Source organism: Cohnella suwonensis, from assembly GCF_042655365.1.
Taxonomy (GTDB): domain Bacteria; phylum Bacillota; class Bacilli; order Paenibacillales; family Paenibacillaceae; genus Cohnella; species Cohnella suwonensis.
On the sequence record NZ_JBHSMH010000111.1, the window covers coordinates 57,264 to 78,657 of the forward strand.

The 21,394-nt window shown below is 58.4% G+C and carries 19 protein-coding genes; 2 read left to right on the forward strand and 17 right to left on the reverse strand.

What is annotated here, in order from left to right; all coding sequences use genetic code 11:
- Nucleotides 1-18 precede the first annotated feature (18 nt).
- The 6 genes from ACFPPD_RS23570 to ACFPPD_RS23595 all read right to left on the reverse strand — a co-directional run bounded on the left by ACFPPD_RS23570 (nt 19) and on the right by ACFPPD_RS23595 (nt 4,906).
- Entirely contained in the window at nt 19-966 is a 948-nt protein-coding gene (locus tag ACFPPD_RS23570) for an urease accessory protein UreD (RefSeq protein ID WP_209743842.1), read from the reverse strand.
- Nucleotides 950-1,627, reverse strand: a complete 678-nt coding sequence (gene ureG / locus ACFPPD_RS23575; protein ID WP_209743845.1) for an urease accessory protein UreG — start codon at nt 1,625-1,627, stop codon at nt 950-952. Before ureG ends, ACFPPD_RS23570 begins: the two co-directional genes overlap by 17 nt.
- Before the next feature lie 71 nt (nt 1,628-1,698).
- Nucleotides 1,699-2,517 (reverse strand): urease accessory protein UreF, encoded by an 819-nt coding sequence (locus ACFPPD_RS23580; protein WP_378083589.1) that lies wholly within the window; start codon nt 2,515-2,517, stop codon nt 1,699-1,701.
- On the reverse strand, nt 2,466-4,172 hold the full coding sequence (gene ureC, locus ACFPPD_RS23585; protein WP_378083728.1) for an urease subunit alpha: 1,707 nt from the start codon (nt 4,170-4,172) through the stop codon (nt 2,466-2,468). The genes ACFPPD_RS23580 and ureC overlap by 52 nt, the downstream gene beginning before the upstream one ends.
- Before the next feature lie 38 nt (nt 4,173-4,210).
- Nucleotides 4,211-4,573: an urease subunit beta gene (locus tag ACFPPD_RS23590; protein ID WP_209744355.1), complete on the reverse strand. Its 363-nt coding sequence runs from the start codon at nt 4,571-4,573 to the stop codon at nt 4,211-4,213.
- Between the two features lie 30 nt (nt 4,574-4,603).
- On the reverse strand, nt 4,604-4,906 hold the full coding sequence (locus ACFPPD_RS23595; protein WP_209743851.1) for an urease subunit gamma: 303 nt from the start codon (nt 4,904-4,906) through the stop codon (nt 4,604-4,606).
- Nucleotides 4,907-5,216: 310 nt separating this feature from the next.
- Here ACFPPD_RS23595 and ilvD point away from each other — a divergent pair, with 310 nt between their 5' ends.
- Entirely contained in the window at nt 5,217-6,887 is a 1,671-nt protein-coding gene (gene ilvD, locus ACFPPD_RS23600; RefSeq protein ID WP_209744358.1) for a dihydroxy-acid dehydratase, read from the forward strand.
- Nucleotides 6,888-6,958: 71 nt separating this feature from the next.
- Here ilvD and ACFPPD_RS23605 read toward each other — a convergent pair whose 3' ends face one another.
- Nucleotides 6,959-8,422, reverse strand: a complete 1,464-nt coding sequence (locus ACFPPD_RS23605) for a polysaccharide deacetylase family protein (RefSeq protein ID WP_209743854.1) — start codon at nt 8,420-8,422, stop codon at nt 6,959-6,961.
- 191 nt (nt 8,423-8,613) lie between these two features.
- On the opposite strand from ACFPPD_RS23605, the gene ytvI reads away from it, so the two are divergent.
- Nucleotides 8,614-9,765: a sporulation integral membrane protein YtvI gene (ytvI, locus tag ACFPPD_RS23610; protein WP_209743857.1), complete on the forward strand. Its 1,152-nt coding sequence runs from the start codon at nt 8,614-8,616 to the stop codon at nt 9,763-9,765.
- On the opposite strand, the gene ACFPPD_RS23615 is transcribed toward ytvI, so the two are convergent.
- The 10 genes from ACFPPD_RS23615 to ACFPPD_RS23660 form a co-directional block, all read right to left on the reverse strand.
- The gene (locus tag ACFPPD_RS23615) at nt 9,722-11,515 is read right to left on the reverse strand and encodes a peptidoglycan D,D-transpeptidase FtsI family protein (protein ID WP_209743860.1); all 1,794 of its coding nucleotides are present in this window, start codon (nt 11,513-11,515) and stop codon (nt 9,722-9,724) included. The genes ytvI and ACFPPD_RS23615 overlap by 44 nt on opposite strands.
- Before the next feature lie 146 nt (nt 11,516-11,661).
- Entirely contained in the window at nt 11,662-13,758 is a 2,097-nt protein-coding gene (locus ACFPPD_RS23620; RefSeq protein WP_209743863.1) for a methyl-accepting chemotaxis protein, read from the reverse strand.
- A 181-nt stretch (nt 13,759-13,939) separates the two neighbouring features.
- Nucleotides 13,940-16,054, reverse strand: coding sequence for a methyl-accepting chemotaxis protein (locus ACFPPD_RS23625; protein ID WP_378083593.1), 2,115 nt, complete (start codon nt 16,052-16,054; stop codon nt 13,940-13,942).
- 205 nt (nt 16,055-16,259) lie between these two features.
- Nucleotides 16,260-17,519 carry a peptidase U32 family protein gene (locus tag ACFPPD_RS23630; protein ID WP_209743864.1) on the reverse strand — a complete coding sequence of 420 codons (1,260 nt, stop codon included), beginning with the start codon at nt 17,517-17,519 and terminating at the stop codon, nt 16,260-16,262.
- Between the two features lie 69 nt (nt 17,520-17,588).
- Complete coding sequence (locus ACFPPD_RS23635) at nt 17,589-18,524, reverse strand: peptidase U32 family protein (protein ID WP_209743867.1); 936 nt, start codon at nt 18,522-18,524, stop codon at nt 17,589-17,591.
- A gap of 112 nt (nt 18,525-18,636) precedes the next feature.
- Nucleotides 18,637-19,947, reverse strand: a complete 1,311-nt coding sequence (gene mltG, locus ACFPPD_RS23640) for an endolytic transglycosylase MltG (RefSeq protein WP_378083596.1) — start codon at nt 19,945-19,947, stop codon at nt 18,637-18,639.
- A 69-nt stretch (nt 19,948-20,016) separates the two neighbouring features.
- A complete protein-coding gene (locus ACFPPD_RS23645) occupies nt 20,017-20,316 on the reverse strand; it encodes a DUF1292 domain-containing protein (protein ID WP_209743872.1) in 300 nt (99 codons plus the stop codon).
- A complete protein-coding gene (locus tag ACFPPD_RS23650) occupies nt 20,300-20,602 on the reverse strand; it encodes a DUF1292 domain-containing protein (protein WP_209743875.1) in 303 nt (100 codons plus the stop codon). The genes ACFPPD_RS23645 and ACFPPD_RS23650 overlap by 17 nt, the downstream gene beginning before the upstream one ends.
- Before the next feature lie 10 nt (nt 20,603-20,612).
- Entirely contained in the window at nt 20,613-21,026 is a 414-nt protein-coding gene (gene ruvX, locus ACFPPD_RS23655; protein ID WP_209743878.1) for a Holliday junction resolvase RuvX, read from the reverse strand.
- Nucleotides 21,027-21,028: 2 nt separating this feature from the next.
- Nucleotides 21,029-21,304 (reverse strand): IreB family regulatory phosphoprotein, encoded by a 276-nt coding sequence (locus ACFPPD_RS23660; RefSeq protein WP_209744364.1) that lies wholly within the window; start codon nt 21,302-21,304, stop codon nt 21,029-21,031.
- Nucleotides 21,305-21,394 lie beyond the last annotated feature (90 nt).

Consider the following 21,394-nt stretch of genomic DNA (forward strand, 5'->3'; position numbering starts at 1 on the left):
CAGTCCGAGAATAAAGAGTTATTCGCCGCCCATCCAAGCTTCCTTGAGCAAACGCAACGGCGGTTGACCGAGCGCCAGCTTCCTCGCGCCGTCCCATGCGGCGAGAATCGCCCGTTGCAGTCGCCATGCCGCGTTTCCGGCAAGCTGCACGACGACGCCGTGTCTGGCCGTGCGCGCGACGCCCCAAGAGACGCCTTCCATCATGGCCGGCCTCTCGTCGATATACGCCCGAAGCCGCTCTTGGAAATCCGCTCCCAAAAGATCCGAGAACACCGAGAACGTCCCCATGTGCGTGAATTCCCCGAAGCAGCCCGCGCTGCGGATCGGCAACGTCTCCGGCTCCCAGACTTGGCGCTGGTAATGGATGAGCTCCCCGCCGTGCAGAACCTTAACCTTAAGCTCGTATTTCCGAAAGTCGAACGCTTCTCCCCGGAACAGTCTCCCGGGGCTGAACAAATCCCCGAGCATGCATATCGCGCCTTCTCCGAGTTCGACCTCCGTCTCAGCGATGAACCGTGCGTCCCGGAACAGCATGACCGGTTCCGGTATCCATTCCAGCACCGCGCCCGCGCCCAAGCGGAACGATTGGCGAAGGCGGGCGTCGCCCGTCTCCGACTCGCAAGGATGAACGCGCGTATACGCTTGGTTCGTCGCGTACAGCCGCGCGCCTTCGCGAAGCTCCCAATCGAACGAATACCTGTCGCCTTCCAGTAAACCGGGTGAACCGTCCATCTGGACGACGGCCAATTGCCGCCAATCCCCTTCCCCCCGAAGAGAGAAAGTCTTCGCGATCTTCAGAGGCGACGTGTGGTACCGTTCGACGAGCTTCGGTACGCCGTCCGCATCCGGAATGCCGACGGTCGCGCGAAGCTCCGAGAGTCTTCCGGCGACAGGAACGGAACGGATGGCCGGCGGAACGGACGACGCGAGAGATCCTTCCGCGGCCGGGCTAGACGACGGCGACATGGCCGTCCGTCTCCCGCGATACCCATGCCGATACGGCATCGAGTCCTTCGCCGCCGAACAGGTTCGTGAAAATAAACGGACGTTCGCCGCGCATATGGCGGGAATCGTGCTCCATCACTGCCAAGCTCGCCCCGACATGAGGCGCGAGATCGATTTTATTGATGATGAGCAGGTCGGATCGCATAATGCCCGGACCGCCCTTACGCGGGATTTTCTCCCCTTGCGCGACGTCGATGATGTAGATGAACCGGTCGACCAGCTCGGGGCTGAACGCCGCGGCCAAGTTGTCTCCGCCGCTCTCGATCAGGATCAGGTCCAAATCCGGGAACCGTCTTTCCAGCTCTTCGACCGCCTCGAAATTCATCGACGCGTCCTCGCGGATCGCCGTGTGCGGACAGCCTCCCGTCTCGACGCCGATGATGCGTTCGTCCGGCAAGCAGCCCGTCGCGGACAGGATACGCGCGTCTTCCTTCGTATAAATATCGTTCGTAATGACCGCGAGATTGATTTTGTCCTTCAACTCGAACGCCAGTCTCTCGACGAGCTTCGTCTTGCCGGAACCGACCGGTCCCCCGATGCCGATCCGCATCGGCCGTCCGTTCACGATTTCGGGCGTTTCCCAGCCGTGGTGATGATGTTGTCCGTCTTTTCCTTTGCACATATGGAATCCCTCCGAGTATGAGTGATGGTTATTTACGAATTGTAGGAATCGCGTCCAGCCCTTCGACGCTATCAAGACATGAACAATCTGGAATACAGCGTTTCATGGCGGATCATCGCAAGCTCCGCGAGAGGCATCGCGCCGTAAGCGTCCTCCGGATCCATTTCCTTAACGCTAGCCCATGCCGCCGTCACGTCGGGGAACAGGGACGCGGTAATGCGCTGCGCTTCCGTCTGCCCCATCGAGATAAGCCTCAGCGCCGCGTTCACGCAAGTGCCGACCGACGCGTACAAATACCCTTCGGCCGCCCGGTCGAGCGGGATGCGAAGCTCCCTGCACACGATGCCGTATACGAGCGGATACGTACCGAAACAGCGACCCGCTTTGGCGTCTTCTCCCAGCTTCCGGAGCGAGACGTCCGGAAACAGCTCGGGCGCCAGCTTCAACAGCCTTCTTCCGATTTTCTCCATGCCGTCGCGCGATTCGGGCGCCAGCCGTTGGAGATGGACCAGCCGTTCGACGCGATAGGCATATTCGTCCATGCTTATGGAGCGATGTTCTTCCGCCTCTTCCGGTTCTCCCAGGCCCCCGCCCTTGCGGTCCGCGGCCCCGGATCCCACGCCGTATGCCGCCTTGACGATCATTGCGTCCCCCGGCGCCCAACTGTGCCGAAGCATTGCGGCGACGTATTCCCTCAAGCCTTTGCCATTCGAGATCCGACCGTCTTGCACGAGGGATTCCAGCCCGAACGAATGGGCGAAGCTGCCGATCGGCAACGCCGAATCGAGCAGCAACTGCAGCGACATCCAGCTGTCCGGCCTCGTTCCCGCCGTCTCCATCAGAACAGGAAGTACCGCTGCGCCATCGGCAGCACGGTAGCCGGCTCGCACACGGCGAGCTCGCCGTCGACCGTCACCTTGTACGTGTCCGGGTCGACTTCGATCTTCGGCGTCGCGTCGTTGCGGATCATGTCTTTTTTGCCAATGCCCCTGCAGTTGACGACGGGTTCGACCTTCTTGCTTAAGCCGAGTTCCTCCGCGATCCCCCGGTCGAACGCAGCTTGCGAGACGAACGTGATCGAGCTTTGCGTCAGCGATTTGCCGTAGGAAGCGAACATCGGACGGCCGAACACCGGCTGAGGCGTCGGGATCGACGCGTTCGGGTCGCCCATCTGGGCATACGCGATGCTTCCGCCCTTCAAGATCAAGTCGGGCTTCACGCCGAAGAACGCCGGACTCCAGACGACGACGTCCGCCCATTTGCCGGGTTCGAGCGACCCGACGAGGTGCGAGATGCCGTGGGCGATCGCCGGATTGATCGTGTACTTCGACACGTACCTCATGATGCGTTCGTTGTCGCCGTTCTCGTCGTCTCCCGCGAGCGGCCCACGCTGCGCTTTCATTTTGTCCGCGGTCTGCCAGGTCCTCGTAATGACTTCCCCGACGCGACCCATCGCCTGCGAATCGGAGCTGATGATGCTGAACGCCCCGAGATCGTGCAAAATATCTTCCGCGGCGATCGTCTCTGGACGGATCCTTGAATCGGCGAACGCGACGTCCTCCGGAATGCCGCTGTCCAGATGATGGCACACCATCAGCATGTCGAGGTGCTCCTCGATCGTATTGACCGTAAATGGGCGGGTCGGATTCGTCGACGACGGAATGACGTTCGGCTCGCCCGCCGCTTTGATAATGTCCGGGGCATGCCCTCCGCCGGCGCCTTCCGTATGATACGTATGAATCGTTCGGCCTCCGATCGCCCGAAGCGTGTCCTCGACGAAGCCCGCCTCGTTCAGCGTGTCGGTATGGATCGCGACCTGCACGTCGTACCTGTCCGCCGCCGACAGGCAGGCGTCGATCGCGGCCGGCGTCGTGCCCCAATCCTCGTGAAGCTTCAACCCGATCGCGCCCGCCTCGATCTGCTCGGCGAGCGGCTCGAGCGTCGACGCGTTCCCTTTGCCGAGAAAGCCGAGGTTCATCGGGAAAGCTTCTGCCGCCTCCAGCATTCGCCGGAGATGCCACGCGCCCGGCGTGCACGTCGTGGCGTTCGTTCCCGTCGCCGGTCCCGTCCCTCCGCCGATCATCGTCGTGACGCCGGAGGCGAGCGCGGTCTCGATCTGCTGCGGACAAATATAATGGATATGCGTATCGATGCCGCCGGCCGTAACGATTTTGCCTTCGCCCGCGATCACCTCCGTGCTCGCTCCGACGACGAGATTCGCGTCGACGCCGTCCATGATGTCCGGATTGCCGGCTTTGCCGATGCCGACGATTCGTCCGTCCTTGATGCCGATGTCGCCTTTGACGATACCCCAGTGGTCGATGACGACCGCGTTCGTAATGAGCGTATCGATGACGCCTTCGCTCCGGACGGCCCTGCTCGACTGGCCCATGCCGTCCCGGATGACTTTGCCTCCGCCGAATTTGCATTCGTCCCCGTACACCGTGTAATCTTTCTCGATCTTCGCCCACAGTCCGGTGTCCGCGAGCCGGACGGAATCCCCGGCCGTCGGCCCGAACATGTCGGCGTAGCTCTGACGGTTCATGCGCATGAACGCTCACCCCTCGCATCGATAAGCTGCAATTATTTTAAATCGTCCCATTCTTTCCATCTGTCCGAGACGTCGGACGGCATGACGCCGGAAGCGTTGCCGTTCGTCAGCCCATTCAACCCGTAGGAAGCTCTCGCGCCGCCGAGTTCCGTCAGCGAAACCGGCTTTTCTTCGCCCGGCTCGAACCGGACCGCCGTGCCCGCCGGAATGTTCAGCCTCATGCCGAACGCCTGCTCCCGCGGAAACCTGAGAGATCGGTTCACCTCGAAGAAGTGAAAATGGGAACCGACCTGCACGGGCCGGTCTCCGGCGTTGACGACGATCATTTCCGCCGTCCTCCTCCCCGCGTTTAATTCGATATCGCCGGGCTTCGCCCGGATTTCTCCCGGAATCATGGCCATGAACGAACTTGCCTCCTCTATGCGTCAGGCGATCGGCTGATGAACCGTCACGAGCTTCGTCCCGTCCGGGAACGTCGCTTCTACCTGCACCTCGTGAATCATTTCGGGCACGCCTTCCATCACTTGATCGCGACGGAGCAGCGTCGTGCCGTAAGCCATCATCTCCGCGACCGTGCGGCCGTCCCTCGCTCCCTCCATGATGGCGGAGGTGATCAATGCGATGCATTCCGGATAATTCAGCTTCACCCCGCGGTCCAGCCTGCGTTGAGCCAAGTCCGCGGCTACCGTAATGAGCAGCTTTTCTTTTTCCCGTTCGGTCAAATTCATCCCAACGTCTCCCTCCTGAACTTTCTTCCATTATAGGAAAACAGAATGGCACTGTAAATCTTTATGTCAACTTTCATGACATAAATGATGAATAATTTGGTTGTATTTCACGGAACCCCATTCCGAAACCAACCAACACCTCCCATGAACATGACGCATATACGCCTCCTTTGCTCATTTGACGCTTTACCAAACAAACGCGTCTATTGCCAGCAACATTCTGGTCAAGCCGTTCGAATCTATGATAAAATCAAGGATATGACATTCCGGTACAACCGAAAGCGAGGGGCACTCATTGGCTAACAAAAAAATGCGTTCAGACATGATCACCAAAGGGTTCGACCGCGCTCCGCACCGCAGCTTGCTGCGCGCCGCGGGCGTTAAGGAAGAAGATTTCGGCAAACCCCTGATCGCGGTGTGCAATTCCTACATCGACATCGTTCCGGGACACATCCATCTGCAGGAATTCGGCAAAATCGTCAAAGAAGCGATTCGCGAAGCGGGCGGCGTTCCGTTCGAATTCAACACGATCGGCGTCGACGACGGCATCGCGATGGGCCATATCGGCATGCGTTACTCGCTCGCGAGCCGCGAGATCATCGCCGACTCCGTCGAGACGATGGTTAACGCGCACTGGTTCGACGGCATGGTGTGCATCCCGAACTGCGATAAAATCACCCCGGGCATGATGATGGCCGCGCTTCGCGTCAACATCCCGACGCTGTTCGTCAGCGGCGGCCCGATGAAAGCCGGCCGCACGAGCGACGGCAAGGCCATCTCGCTCACTTCCGTCTTCGAAGGCGTCGGCGCGTACATGACCGGCAAAATCGACGAGAACAGCTTGACCGAGCTCGAGCGTTACGGCTGTCCGACTTGCGGCTCTTGCTCCGGCATGTTCACCGCGAACTCGATGAACTGTCTCGCCGAAGTGCTCGGCCTCGCCCTTCCGGGCAACGGCACGATTCTGGCCGTCGCGCCGGAACGTCGCGAATTCGTCAAGAAATCGGCGCTGCAATTGATGGAGCTCGTTAAGCAAGACATCAAGCCGCGCGACATCGTTACGATCGACTCCATCGACAACGCGTTCGCGCTCGACATGGCGATGGGCGGCTCCACGAACACGGTTCTTCACACGCTTGCCCTCGCTCACGAGGCGGGCATCGAATATCCGATCGAACGCATCAACGAAGTGGCGAAGCGCGTTCCTTACTTGTCCAAGCTCGCGCCGGCTTCCGACCACCACATCGAAGACTTGCATAACGCGGGCGGCGTCAGCGCGATCATCAACGAGCTGTTCAAGAAGGAAGGCGCGCTGAACGGCGACGTGCTGACCGTATCCGGCAAGACGCTTCGCGAGAACGTCGAAGGCGCGGAAATCACGGATCACTCCGTTATTCGCAGCGTGGAAGACCCGCATTCCAAAGAAGGCGGCCTTTCCGTCCTATTCGGCAACTTGGCGCCTCGCGGCTCGATCATCAAAGTCGGCGCGGTCGACAAATCCGTCGGCGGCTATCACCGCGGACCGGCGATCTGCTTCGACTCCCAAGAAGATGCCCTCGCCGGCATCGCAAACGGCAAAGTCAAAGAAGGCCACGTCGTCGTTATCCGTTACGAAGGACCGAAAGGCGGACCCGGCATGCCGGAAATGCTCGCCCCTACGTCCCAGATCGTCGGCATGGGTCTCGGCACGAAGGTCGGCCTGATTACCGACGGCCGATTCTCCGGCGCGTCCCGCGGCATCTCGATCGGCCACGTATCCCCGGAAGCGGCCGAAGGCGGCCCGATCGCGTTCGTCAACGACGGCGACATCATCGAACTGGACATGAACAACCGTAAAATCACGCTGGAAGTGAGCGACGAGGAGCTCGAAACCCGCCGCGCGGCATGGACAGGTTTCGAACCGAAGATCAAACGCGGTTATCTCGCTCGTTACTCCGCGATGGTCACGAACGCCAGCCAAGGCGGCGTCATGAAGATGTAATTCGCGTAATCGCGCAACGCAAAAAAAGAGCTTGCCCGGCATACCGGGCAAGCTCTTTTTGTCGTTATGGGCTAGACAAGGGTGCCGAGAGGCTCTTCCGTCGACGCGTTCGCGTTCGGTTCCCCGTGCGCGACCGCCTTCCGTTCCTTTTCCCGCTTCCGCTTGCGGGGACTCGACTCGTCCGCCCAGCTAAGCAGCATTTCGCGATGCATGACAAGCATGCGGGGATGCATCGTGTCGTCTTTCCCCCGTACCCTGTCTTTGCCTGCCGGATGAATGACGCGCATGAGAAACTTCAAATATTGTTTCGTCGTCCAAGCGAACAAGCCTTTCGGCAGCTCGACCGTATCGAAGCCGAGCGATTCCGCGCCGCGATGGATCATCGAAATGCCGAACAAAGCTTTCACCCGATCGCCGTTCGGAGCGGTGGACAGTTCTTTGGCCATATCCGGCAACGCGTTCTGCATCTCGCGAATGATCCGTATGCCGATTTGCAACGTCGTCTTCGCTTTCATGCCGAGGTCGAACAGCATTTGGTTCTCGAAATGGATTTCCATAATCAGATCGCCGGGACGAAGCGTCTCTCCGTCCCGCAAGTCGAGCTTCGCTCCCGTATACTTGCGGATACGATAATTGAAGAAATGGCCGGAACCGACCGGACGAAGCCGAAAGACGACGTGAAACGCTTTTTCGTACAACATCCAACCCGCGACGACGGCTTTCTTTAACCATCCGATCGAAGCGCGAACGTCGCCTTCCGCCCCGTCGCGGGGTTTGCCCGTTTCCTCTTGCATCCGTATATCCCCGCTTACCTTCCGATTTTTCTTCGCCCGTTCCGTAACCGCGATCAAGTCGTCGATGCCGACGAACCGGTAGCCGAGTTCCCTGCCGTCATCCAGAATGCGCGCCAGGGCGGCGATCGTGTTCGCCGGCGCCTCCCGGTCCGCTCCGAGCGTCGTGCCGCAATCGTGCAGCAGGAACACTTGCCCCGGCTTCAGCTTCTTTCTCATCCGCTTGTACAGCTTCTCCGCGCCGACCCGTTTTTTCCAGTCGTTGAACAGCGAAGACCAGAGAACGATCTGCAAATACCCGATATTTCGAAAATCGAATACGTTCAAGATCCCCCAAGGAGGCCGATAGTACATCGCTCTCGTCCCCGTAATCCGCTTGATCGCTTCCGAAGTCGTCCGAATATGCTTCTGGACCGTGCTCGGCCTCATCAGCCAGTTCGAATGGTGCAAGTAATTATGAATGCCGAGAATATGGCCTTCCGCGTGTATCCGGGAGATCAGCTCCGGATGGCGTTCCGCGTTCTCCCCGACGACGAAAAACGTCGCCTTCGCCCCGTGCTTCTTCAATAAATCGAGCAGCTTCGGCGTATATTCCGGATCGGGCCCGTCGTCGAACGTCAAGGCGATATCCGTGTCCGACACTCCTTTCATGAACACCCTGAATCCGAACAGCCGACTGACGAGCGCCGGCAAAAACGCGTAAAAAGTCAAAAAATAAAAACCGATCCATAGGATGATTTCCATGCGTTCCCCACCATCTTGATTGCCGTATTTAATCTGCCACAGGCTCCGCTTACGAAAATGCGCTTACTCTCTATTTTAACATAGTCGCTCGAATTAAGGCATTGCCGCGGGCATCTTTTTTGGTTTTCGTGTACAATAAGAACTGGATGCAAGACCCAACTCCCTATCGAATGCAAAGGATGGATTGACTCATGCTACCCCTGTACAAGAAATATTGGCGTACCGCCTTCGACATCTCGATGGTTGCGCTTACCGTATGGCTTACGATGTACGTTTTCAGCTATTTATACGATTTGGCCAAGCCCGTCTTTTACTCCTTCGTCATTTTCTGGTGCATCGAGCCGCTCGCCAGGAGACTGAACCGGGTCGGCTTGCCGAAGTCGATCGCGTCGGCCGTCAGCATTCTCCTCTTCGTGATCGTCATTTTGGCGATCTTCGCCGGTCTCGGCGTTATTTTCACGCAGCAGATCAACCAGCTAATTAAGGACTTGCCGGAATACCAGAGACTGCTGCAGCATCAGATCGAAGTCATCTCCGCCAACCTGGCGAAGCATTCCGAATCGTTGCCTCCGGACATTTCGGAGAAGCTGACGAGCGCGACCGAATCGATTACGAACAAGGGCGCGGAATGGGCGCAGCAATTCCTGAAATGGCTCGTCGGCGCGCTTAGCTCGTTCTCCACATTCGTCCTGAACATCTCGATCGCGATCATCCTCGCTTATTTCTTGAGCCTCGAGATCGACTCTTGGAAAAAGCTGAGCCGCGAGCGTTCGCCGAAGACGCTGCAGATCGCGTTCGAATTTCTTCGGAACAACGTGTTTAAGGGCATCGGCGCATACCTGAAGGCGCAAGGAAAGCTGATCAGCATCACTTTCATCGTCATCTTCATCGCGCTTCTCTCGCTTCGCGTGGAGAACGCTCTCACGATCGCGCTGCTCGCCGGCATTTTCGACGTGCTGCCGCTGCTGGGCGTGAACACGTTGTTCATCCCGTGGATCATCTACTTGTTTATTACCGGAGATACGACGCTCGCCGTCTGGCTCACCGCGCTGCTTCTCGTCGTTACGTTGACCCGTCAGTTCCTCGAGCCTCGCATCACGGGTCAGACGGTCGGCGTATCGGCCTTCACGATGCTCGCTTTCATGATGATAAGCTTGTCGCTGTTCGGCGTCGCGGGACTCATTCTCGCGCCGATTCTCATGATCCTGCTGAAGGCATTGTACGATCAAGGGTACTTCCACAAATGGATTCGGTTGCCGAAGGACGAATTCATCGTCTCCCCGCTCTCGCCGCAGCTCGCTAAAGACGACGTTCCCGCTCCAGAAGACGCAAGCCGTCCATGATTTCTCCGAACAACGCAGCGCCCCGATTGCGAACGCCCGCCGGTTGGTCTTCGATCAGCACGGCGATCGCGTAACGCGGCTTTCCGGTCGCGGGGCCGTAACCGACGAACCATTGGTCGTTGCGGCCTTCCGACTTCCCGGCGAGCTCGGCCGTGCCGGATTTGCCGGCGAGCGGCCATACGGCGCCGCTCAGCGCCGATTTGGCGGTACCTTCCGTCACGACGGTTCTCATGCCTTGCCGCAGCGTCGCCATCGTCTCCGCCGATACGGCGCCATGCTTCGACTTCGCCGCGTGAACGGGTAGCGCCGCGAGCAAGTTGCCGTCCGCGTATCGCAATTCCTTTACGATGCGTGGGGAATACGCTTTGCCGTCGTGCACAATCGTGACCGCCATATTGGCGACTTGCAGCGGCGTGACCCTGACGTTCCGTTGGCCGATTCCCGTCCCTGTCTTCATGCCGCCGTCATAGGCGGTTTTTTTGTCCGCGAATACCGTCCCGGCTTCCTCTTCCCCAAGCAACCGCAAAGGTTTGCCGTCCGCGAACGACTCCGTGTGCCAGCCGACCTGCCTGCCCAGACCGAGGCGGTCCGCCGTAATTTGCAACCATGCCGGATCGAGTTTTTCCGCCAAGCCGGCGAACGCGACGTTGCACGACTGCGCGTAAGCCTCCCGTAGCGTCAATTCGCCGTGTCCTCCTTCCTTCCAGCACTTCAGTCCGTATTTGCCGTAATGGCCGTCGCAATGAAACTTCTCGTCCCAGCTCGCGATTCCCGACTCCAGCGCGGCCGCGAGCGTAACCGTCTTGAATACCGAACCCGGAGGGACGCCCGTGAGCGCATGGTTGCGCTCGTCCGTCCCTTCTTCGCCGATCCGGTAAGGATTCAGCTTCGGCAACGAGACCATGGCCAAGATGTCCGCGTTAGCGGCGTCGAGAACGACGGCCGCCCCTTTGCGGACGCCATGCTTGGCGAGTACGTCCTCCGCGATCCGTTGCGCGTCCTTGTCGATCGTCGTCGTCACTCGCAACGGGAAATGCGGATTGTCGCCCGCGAGCAGTCGCAGGCCGAGCCCTCCGAGCGGGAGGCGGCTTCCCGACGTCACCTGCGCCGCTCGCGTCGGTCCGATGCCTTGGATGAGCCGATCCAGAGATTTCTCGAGTCCCGAACCGCCGACCTCGGATGATTCGTTCATCCGCCGACGTTCGATGCGATCCCCGTAAATCGCCCGTACGCGCTCGGGATGCTGGGAGACGAAGCCGATCGCGTGAAGTGGAGACAGATCGCCGCCGTAACGGTCCACGTACGGAACGACGGACACGCCGATCAAACCCGCGCGGTTCACTTCGGCGATTTGCCGGTCGGATAAGTCCAACGTTCGTCCGCTCGCCTTTATCTTCCACGTCTCCGACGCGCGAAGATTGTCCAGCCACTCCCCGAAAGAGGCAGCGTCCGTCCCGAGCGCGGCGGCGAGCCGGCCGACGGCTTCGTCCGTCCCCCTCGGCATTCCGTTGTCCGGGAAAGCGGCCAGCCCGCGAACGGATATGCCGGCCAGCGGTCTTCCGTACCGGTCGACGAAGCTGCCGCGGCCGCTGTCCAGCGCCAGCTCGTCCGACCGCTGCGCCGTCGCGTTGTGCCGGAGCGTGCCGCTAGCGGTTCGCGAACTGCCGATGCCGAGCTGCAACCATGCCAATCTTGCCCCTTCCAAGCCGAATACGATCGCGAGCGCCAACAGCACCTTGAAACCTCGCATCGCCCAGTCCTTCTGCAATCGTCATCGCCCTTTCGCGCTCAAGCCCGTCTCTCCACATTGTTTCCAACAAACGGTGCAAGCAAAAACGAAAAAACGGGAAGGACATGAAGTCCCTCCCGCTATCGCGGCGTCATTCGCGTCGCGCGTTAGGCGACGTTAAAGCGGCTGAGCGATTCGGTTAGCTTGGCCGACACGCTCTCCAATCGGTTTGACAGCCGGACGAGCCGTTCGCTGACGCTCATCTGCGCCGAACTGAACGACGCGACCCTTACCGACGTCGATGTAGCCGTCTGAGCGACCGACGTCACGTTGCCCATCGCGTGCGACAGCGTCGCTTGGGCGTCTTCCAATTGACGTACGGAGTCCGTCGCCGAATCGAGCCTGCCGGCGAACCCGCCCATGTGCTCCTGCACGGATACGAAGATCGTGTTCGCCTCCTTCACGGACTCGACTTGTTTCCGGTATATCGGATACGCCCGCGATAGAATCGCTACCGTCTCTTCGATCTCGAGAGAGATGCTCTCGACGATGTTGCCGACGTCGCCGATCGATTCCCGCGACTGGTCCGCCAGCTTGCGAATTTCGTCCGCGACGACCATGAAGCCCTTGCCGGACGCGCCTGCCCTGGCCGCCTCGATCGCGGCGTTGAGCGACAGGATGTTCGTCTGCTTCGTCATGTTATCGAGCAACTCCAGCACGCGGCGAATGGAGCTCGTGCTCTCTTTCAGCTTGTCGACCTTCTCGACCATTTCCCGGGTCATCCGTTCGGTCGCTCCCGTCTGGTCGATCAGCTCGCCCATGTATACCGTTCCTTGCCGGCCCGCCTGCTCGACCTCGCTCGCGGCGCGCTCCATTTCGCCGTTCGAGCGGATGACCGACTGCACGCGCGATCCGATCAGAGCCGTCAGCTCCGTGCCGGCTTTCGACTCCGAAGCGAGATTAGCGGCTCCTCCGGCGATTTCTTCCGTCGCCGCGGCGATTTCCTTCGCTGCGGCGGCCGTTTCCCTGGACGAATCCGTCAGCTCGGCTGCCGTATCCAGCACCTCTCGTGCCGTTTCGTTCGTCCTTCTTACGAGCGTCGTAATCTCTTCCATCATCCGGTTGAAGCTTTCGGACACTTGTCCGATCTCGTCCTTCTTGCGAATGTCGGAACGAACGGTCAAATTGCCCTTCTCCCCTTCGTTCATGAGCGTCCGCAGCTTCGACAGAGGCTTGCCGACCGTCAGCATGACGATCCAGCCGATACCGCCGGCGATCAGCGCCGCCAGAAGCGAGATGATCCACGTAAGACGGCTGATGGAGCTCGCGTCCTCGACGAGCTTCGAGACCGGAATATTGCCGATGACCGTCCAACCGCTTCCCTCCATCGTCCCTTTGACGGACAGCATCCTTTTCCCGTTCTCGGTAATCGTCGCCGATCCTTCCCCCGGCACTTCGTTTCCGTAAGGCTTGGCCAAGCGTTCCTTGTCGGGCGAATAAACGACCGTTCCGGCGTCGTCCAGCACGAAGGCGCTTCCTCCTTCCCCGAAATCGACGCCGCTCATTTCCTTCGCGATCGCGCTCAGCTTCACTTCGATGATGAGATAATACGAGAATTGAAGCTTGTACAGCCTGCCGACGGCGATCGTCGGTTCGGAACGGTTGCCGTCCAAGCCTAGAAGCATCGTAGGCAGCCATACGGTCGCCCCTTTGCCCGCGTCGATCTTCTTCAAGGCGTCTTGTTTCCGCAACACGTCCGCATTAACGGTCGAATCGCTCGTCATCGTTTTCTTGTCCGCCTGCACCGGGAGCAGCGTCACGTTGTCGATCAACGGATTCGCCTGCGCGACCGCCGTTAGCTTATCGTTCAAGAGGCGTTCGTTGCTGTACAGCTCAACGTCGTCGTTCGGAAAATTATACTGCGTCAGCACTTTCGTAAAATCGTTGTCGGCCGTAATCTGTCTGGACTGCCTTTCGTACTCCCCGAGCAGAAGCCGCAGTTTCCCGGTCGTCTGATCGGCCGTCTGGATGCTTGCGCTCGCGACTTTGTCCTGAATGATCGAACGGGATTCCGCGTAAGAAAACCAACCGAGCGACAGCACGCACAACAGGATGCTGCCGAAAATAAGCAAAAACAATTTCATGCCGACGGAACGGATCGGATTCGCGATTCGCGCCCCATTCGCGCGGCCCCCCGGCCGAATGGATGAAGCGTTTTCATGATTCCGCCGTTTCGACGGTTGAAGCGAGGATGGATTCGCCATGTTTACCCTCCCGGTAAAAGAAGATTGGTAATGATCAAAGGCGAATCGTCGTCACCCCCCGATGGCAACGATATCTTTGATAACGTATACATTCTCCATCGTTCGACATAATTCCTTTCGACGCGCAAAAAAACAGGCAAAGGAGTGACCCCTTGCCTGTTCTCGATGAAGCGGAAGATCGTTAGGCGACCGTGAACCGGCTAAGCGATTCGCGCAATTGTCCGGACACGGATTCCAATCGGTTGGATAGCTGCACCAGGCCGTCGCTGATGTTGAGTTGCTCGTTGCTCAGCGACGCGACCTCTTCCGATGTCGCCGACGCTTGCTGAGCGACCGCGCTGACGTTGCTCATCGCGAACGACAGCGTCGACTGCGCATCCTCCAGATGCCGGACGGATGCCGTCGCCGATTCGAGGCGTTGCACGAAACCGCCCATGTTGTCCTGTACGGCGATGAAGATTTGATTCGCTTCTCGAACGGATTCGATTTGCTCTTGGAAGATCGGATAAGCTTCGGACAAGACGGCTACCGTCTCGTCGATTTCGCGCTGGATTTTTTCCACGATGCCGCCGACGACGCCGATCGATTCCCTCGATTGATCCGCCAGCTTGCGGATCTCGTCCGCGACGACCATGAAGCCTTTGCCGGCGGCGCCGGCTCTCGCCGCTTCGATCGTGGCGTTAAGAGACAGAATGTTCGTCTGTTTCGTCATGTTGCCGAGCACGTCGAGAATTTTGCGGATCGAACGAGTGCTTTCTTTCAGCTTGTCGACCTTCTCGACCATCGAACGCGTCATGTCTTCCGTTTGGCCCGTTTTCTGGATGAGCGTGCCCATGTAGATCGAGCCTTTGCGTCCGGCTTCCTCGACTTCGTTCGCGGATTGGCCCATCTCCACGTTGGAATCGATGACCGATTTCACTTGCGTGCCGATCTCCACCGTCAAGTCGGTGCCTTTCTCGGATTCGACCGCGAGATTGGTCGCGCCGTTCGCGATCTCTTCCGTCGCGACCGCGATTTCCTTGGCCGCTCCAGCCGTTTTACGGGACGATTCGGTCAGCGACGTCGCCGTCTCCAGCACTTCCATCGCGGACTTGTTCGTCTGCCTCACGAGTCCGGTAATTTCCTCCATCATGCGGTTAAAGCTGTCGGATACTTGGCCGATCTCGTCCTTCTTGCGGATCGTCGACCGAACGGTCAAGTTGCCCTTCTCGCCCTCGTTCATCAAGTTCCGCAATTTCGCCAGCGGTAGGCCGACCGTCAGAAAGACGATTAATCCGATGCCTCCGGCAATGAGAGCGGCGAACAAGGAGATGATCAAGGTCAAGTTGCTGATCGCCTTGGCGTCCTTCACGAGCGCCGATACCGGGATGTTGCCGATGAGCGTCCAACCGCTCGTCTCGAGCAAGCCGCCGGAAGTGAGCGTCTTCGTTCCGTCGACGTCGACCGTCGCGGAGCCGTCGTCGCCGGGAAGCTCGTAGCCGTATTTAGAGCCCCACTTCGATTCGTCCGGACCGAACACGATCATGCCGTTGCCGGCCACGATAAACGCGGAGCTGTCGTCGCCGAAATTAACGGATACCATCTGCTCGGCCAATGACTTCGCTTTGATTTCCATGATCAAATAATACGGATCCCCTTGAGAAAGGAGGCGTCCGACGGCGAAAGTCGGATTGTTTCTTTTCCCGTCGAGCCCGGCCGGCATCGTCGAGCTCCATACCGCTTTACCGGAGCCGGCCTCGATTTCCTTCAGCAGCGGGTTATTCGCGATTTCGGCTTCGTCGAGGCTGCTCCCCGTCGTCATGAGTTGCCCTTCCGGGTTCACGGGAATAAGCGAAATCGATTCGTAACTATTGTCCGCCATCGCGATGGAGCTCAGCTTCGCCGTCAATTGGCGCGCCGCATCGAATTTCTCGTAATCGTCCGTCGAAACTCCCATTCCGCTCAGCAACGACATGAAATCCGAATCGGTAATGAATTGCAACGATTGCCTTTCGTAACCTTTCAGCAGCAGCGAGATTTTTCCCGCGGTTTGCTTCGCCGTCTCCGAACTGGAATCGGCCACTTTGCTTTGGATGATATCGCTGGATTTCGAATACGAGAACCAACCTAACGTAAGCACGCATGCCAAGATGCTGCAAAAAATAAGCAAAAACAGCTTCATGCCGACGGAACGGATCGGATTTTCAATTTTCGTTTCTTTCAATTGCCTGCCGATTTTTTTCGATAAACCGCTTACAAGACCCATTGATTTTTTCACGCTTGCCGCGTCCAATTTCCCACGCCACGATTTACTCATTATGCATAACCCCCACCTATGTAATGACGACCGAACGGCGTTAAAACAAAAACTTGCCGAAAATGCCATTAAAGTATATATCGGCATCAATGCGATGCGGCATTAACTTTAATGGAGACATTTCGACAAGTCTCGTTCAATTCCTTTAGATTCCACAAAATATTTTAGAATTTTCGCGTCGCCCGGACGCGGGAAACGCCGTCGATCAATGCAGCCGCTTGCGCATCATGTCTAGCGGTTCGACCGGCTTGTCGGTGCTCAGCTTGATCAGCTGAAGCGGATGCCTCGCGACGGTCAGCGGCTGACCGGCTTCGTCCGTCATGTCCCCGACGGTCTGAGTGAAGCAGCGTCCCCCGGGCCCGATGAATTCCACTTCCATGCCCGGACGGAACGGACTGCGCTGCTGCACGGTGGCGATTCCCGATTCGGCGTCGTAGCCGGTCACGATCGCGGCGAAGTCGTACGGGGCGGGTTTCTCTTCCGCCTCGTAGATGTGCTCCTCCGCTCCGGGAACGGAATAGAAGAAACCGGTGTTCAGCGGCCTGTTCGCCGCTTTACCGATCTCGTCCACCCATTCCTGGCGCAGCTCGTAGCCTTCCGGATCGGCCATGTAGGCGTCGATCGCCTGCCGGTAAGCGTTCACGACGGAAGCGACGTAATGGATACTCTTCATACGCCCTTCGATCTTGAAGCTGTCCACGCCGGCGTCGATCAAGTCGGGAACGTGACGGATCATGCACAAGTCTTTGGCGCTCATCGTAAACGGGTTTTGTCCCGGTTCGGCGACGGACTCCTCGTCCGCGCGTAGGTCGTATTTCCAGCGGCAAGACTGGCAACAGCCGCCGCGATTCGAATCCCTGTCGGTAAAATGATTGGAAAGCACGCATCGGCCAGATACCGACGAACACATCGCGCCGTGAATGAACACTTCCAGCTCGACGTCCACTTTCTCTTTCATGCCGCGGATTTCGTCCATCGTCGTCTCGCGGGCGAGCACGACGCGCGGCAAGCCTTCCTCTTTCCAGAACTGCACCGCTTGCCAGTTCATCGTCGACTGCTGCGTGCTCAAATGCACTTCCAGCTTCGGCGCATATTTCTGCGCCGTCTCCACGATCGCGGGGTCGGCGGCGATAATCGCCGCGATGCCCGCGTTCTCCAGCTCGCGCAAGTATTCGGCGATGCCGTCCAAGTCTTCTTGGTGAGCGTAAATATTCGTCGCCACGAACACCTTCGCGCCGTATTTCGCCGCGAACGCCACGCCCTCGCGCATTTCCTCGAAGCTGAAGTTGTCCGCGTTCGACCGCAGGCCGTACTTCTGCCCGCCGATATAGACGGCGTCCGCGCCGTAATGGACGGCGAACTTCAGCTTCTCCAAGTTGCCGGCAGGCGCGAGCAGCTCCGGCTTATCCAGCCGGTTGCGCTTTCCCTTGAATCGCGGCGCGATTCCGATTGCCGTATGGCTCATCTGGGTTTCCTCCTTGTATAGGCTCCCTGTTCAACTTCGTGATCAAAAGCGGACTTTTTGAACTTCCTCTTAATAGACTTGATCTTTGTATAGGAATCCGAAGCCCAGCTCTCGATCCGGGCTTTGCATTTTCCGGATCGCCGCCAGCCAGCGCGGATCCATCCGGTAAGAATCGGGTGCATGCGCGTAGGCATCCAGCGCCTGGCGGTAGCCGGTCAATACCGTCTCGTTGTAGGCTTCCGTCTTGAGCAACGTTTCGACGTACAAGCTATCGACGCCGAAGGAAATCAATTCTGGAAGCGCCTCGAGCAAGCAAATATCGTCAGGGCTCATGACGTGGGTGCCGCTCTCGTCCTCGTATACGGGGAACTTCTCGTCCGGTCTCTCCGCTTCGACGAGGAATAGCCCTTTGTCCGGGCCTTTGCGGATAAGCGTCGCTTCCCTGCCGATATGCTCGAGATAGCTTTGGATCAAGTTCCGGTGCGAATGATAAATATTGGTCATCCCGTGCGCCTGCACTTGTACTTCGATGCCGGATTTCATCTTCAAGTCGGCGATCTCGCCTTCGTTCAGCTCGCGGGCGAGCACGGCGCGAGCCGCTCCCCGCCGCGCCCAATACGAAGCGGAAGCCGAATTCGTTCCGGTCATCTCGGCGTTCCAATGCCAACGCAGCCCCGGCGCGTGTTGCCTGACGTTCATCAATACGGCAGGATCGCCGAAGACGATCGCGTCCGCGCCGGACGCTTCCACCGCCTTCAAGTAGGCGGGAAGCTCCTCCAACTCTTCGTTGCGGAACAGCTTGTTCATGTTGACGTAGGCTTTCGCCCCGAGACCGTGCGTCGCTTCGACCGCCTCGGCGAGCGCGGATGCCGCGATGTCGCCCGGCTGCCTCATGGCAAACCGCGACTCGCCGATCAAGATGGCCGACGCTCCGGCTTTTATATATCGTTTCGCTTGTTCCGCCGACCCCGCGGACGCGAGCAATTCGGGAATGGTCGCTGTCATGAGTATTGACCTCCGGGAAGTCTTCGACCCGGCGCGCCGCATACCGGGCGCTTAGAAGGCACAACGGTCGGACTCGCCGGGTCGGGACGCGCCTTTCGTCGGCGCGACTTCCTTATTTTTTTACGCTTTTTTCGTTCTTCTCGCTGAGCTTGATGTTTTTCTGGTGTTGCTTGTACGTCACCGCGAACAAGTGCGTGTTCGTACCGTCTTTTTTCGTGACGTAGTACATGTAGTCGGATTTCTCCGGATACAGCGCCGCTTCGATCGACTTGTAACTCGGACTCGCGATCGGCCCCGGCGGCAGCCCCGCGTTCAAATACGTGTTGTAAGGGCTGTCCACTTTCAAGTCGCCTTCGAGAAGGCGTTCCTTCTGCTTGTCGAGCAAATATTGAATCGTCGCGTCGATTTGCAGCGGCATCTTTTTCTTCAAGCGATTCTGAATGACGCCCGAGACGAGCGGACGCTCTTCGTCGACGACGACTTCCCTTTCGACGAGCGAGGCGATCGTGAGCAGCTGGTGGACGGTAAGTCCTCGCTCCTCCATGACGCTTTGCCAATCTTCCGGAAGCTGGTCGAGACGCCGGTCGAGCTCCGTCAACATCCGGTCGATAACGTCGAGCTCGGTGCTACCCCGTTTCATTTCGTACGTCTCCGGGAACAAATAGCCTTCGAGCGGATATTTCAGGCTGTTGTCCACCGGCAGCGACTTCGTCCATGCCGAACCGGCCCACAGCCCCGGCTTCTTCGCCGCATCTAGGAACTTCGCCTTGTCGATGTCCGCAGCATCGGCTAGACGGCCCGCGATTTGTTCGATCGTGAAGCCTTCCGGTATCGTGAACCGGATCGTGGCGGCCGCGATGATTTCCCCGTTGTTCAACTTCGTCACGATCTGTTCCATGGACATGCCCGGAGTCAGCTCGTAGACGCCCGCTTGGAAACGGGAGCCTTCCCCTTTGAGTTTCATCCACCCGCTGAATAAACTCGCATTGCGTATGAGTCCGTTTTGTTCGAGCAACTCCGATACTTTCTTCGCGCGCATCCCGCTCGTGATTGTCACTTCCACGGGAGCCGCGGATGCAGGAGGACGAAGCCCGTTCCACAAATAGAACAGCAACCCCGCCGAAACGGACAAGACGATGCCCAGTGCGATAAGGAACGACCAGAGCAGCACGCGAGGCTTGCGCCGGACGGGAGCCGACGATACCTTGCTTGCGGTTCTCGGCGCCGTTGCGGTTTCCGTCGCTTCGTTGTTGCGGACCGGCGCTTCTTTACCGGCGGGGGCCGAAGCGAAGCGACCGCTTCTCGTCCCGAATTCGGTAGCCGCGGCCGTTTCGCTTCTTTCCTCCGGGTGATTCTCCCGAGCGTCGATTTTATTGCCGTATACGGATTTCCATCCCGAATTCGAATCGTCGTCCCTTTCCACGCCAGTTCCCCTCCAGCTAGCTCTCTTTTCGCGGGAAAAGAGCGGTTGCCCGCTCTTCTCGCATCCCAATCAAGGCCGATCGTCGCTCCCGAACAGCATATCGTCGTAAGCTTCGGCGACGAGTTCCCACTCGTCGTCGTCTTCCACCGTCTCGAGTTGAGGGTCGCCGTCGCCGTTATCGACGACTTTGAACACTTCGAACTCGTCTTCCTTGCGCATCGCATCCGATTGCAGGACGGCGTAGTTCCCGGTCCCGACGGCCAGTTCGGCGAGAATGCGGAACTCGAGCGTCTTGCCGTCTTCCGTCAGCAACTCGACCGCGTCCCCGAATTTCTCGCGCAACGCGGAACCGTTATTGCGGATCGTCATTGAATTCTCCGATCAACGTGTTAAACGTCTCTTCGACCATGTCCCACTCCGCCTCGTCCTCGATCGGATAGAGTTTGAGCTCGTCTTCTTCTTCGTCGTAACGGAACGCGAATACTTCTTGCTCTTCGTCTTCGTCGTCGGCCGGCACGACCATAATATATTTCCGATCCGTGCCGTCGTCCAGCTCGAAGCGCATGATGACCTCGAACGCTTCGTCATTGCCTTCGTCGTCCGGAATATAAATAATTTCCGCTTCTTCTTCTTGGTTGTTGTTCACGTCTGCCATGACAGTTCCCTCATTTCGGTCTCGAGTCCAAATAGCCCTGCAGCAAAATCGCCGAAGCCATTTTGTCGATCACTTTTTTGCGTTTGCTCCTGCTTACGTCGGCCTCCAGCAGCGCGCGTTCCGCGGCCACCGTCGTCAGTCTTTCATCCCATAGGCGGACTGGCAAATCTAGTGTCTGCTTCAAGCTTTCCGCGAATGCGATGCAATTTTCTCCACTGGGTCCGATCGTTCCGTTCATGTTCTTCGGCAAGCCGACGACGATTTCCTCGACCCCGTATTCCCGGACGAGCTCCGAGATGCGGGCCATAAAATCCGCGACGACTTTGCGGTCGATGACCTCCAGCCCTTGCGCGGTCCAGCCGAACAAATCGCTCATCGACACGCCGATTCTTCTTTCCCCGTAATCCAAGCCCATGATTCTCATGCTTATCTGTTTTGCTGAAGATAGAAACGCACGAGCTCTTCGATCAGTTCGTCGCGCTCCTTCTTGCGAATCAAGCTGCGCGCGTTGTTGTGACGCGGGATATAGGCGGGATCGCCCGACAACAAGTATCCGACGATTTGGTTGATCGGATGGTATTCCTTCTCCACCAGCGCGTCGTGCACGGTAAACAAAATATCGCGTGCCGACACTTCTTGCGGATCCGCGACGACGTCGAATTTGACGGTTTGGTCGAATTGGTTTTTGCCCGTCGAGCTCATCTTCAGCACCTCGCTTTCGCTGATCAACTCTAATTCCTTGCCAATATCATAACATAAACCTCTACGGACAGGAAATTCGTGGGCGGGAAA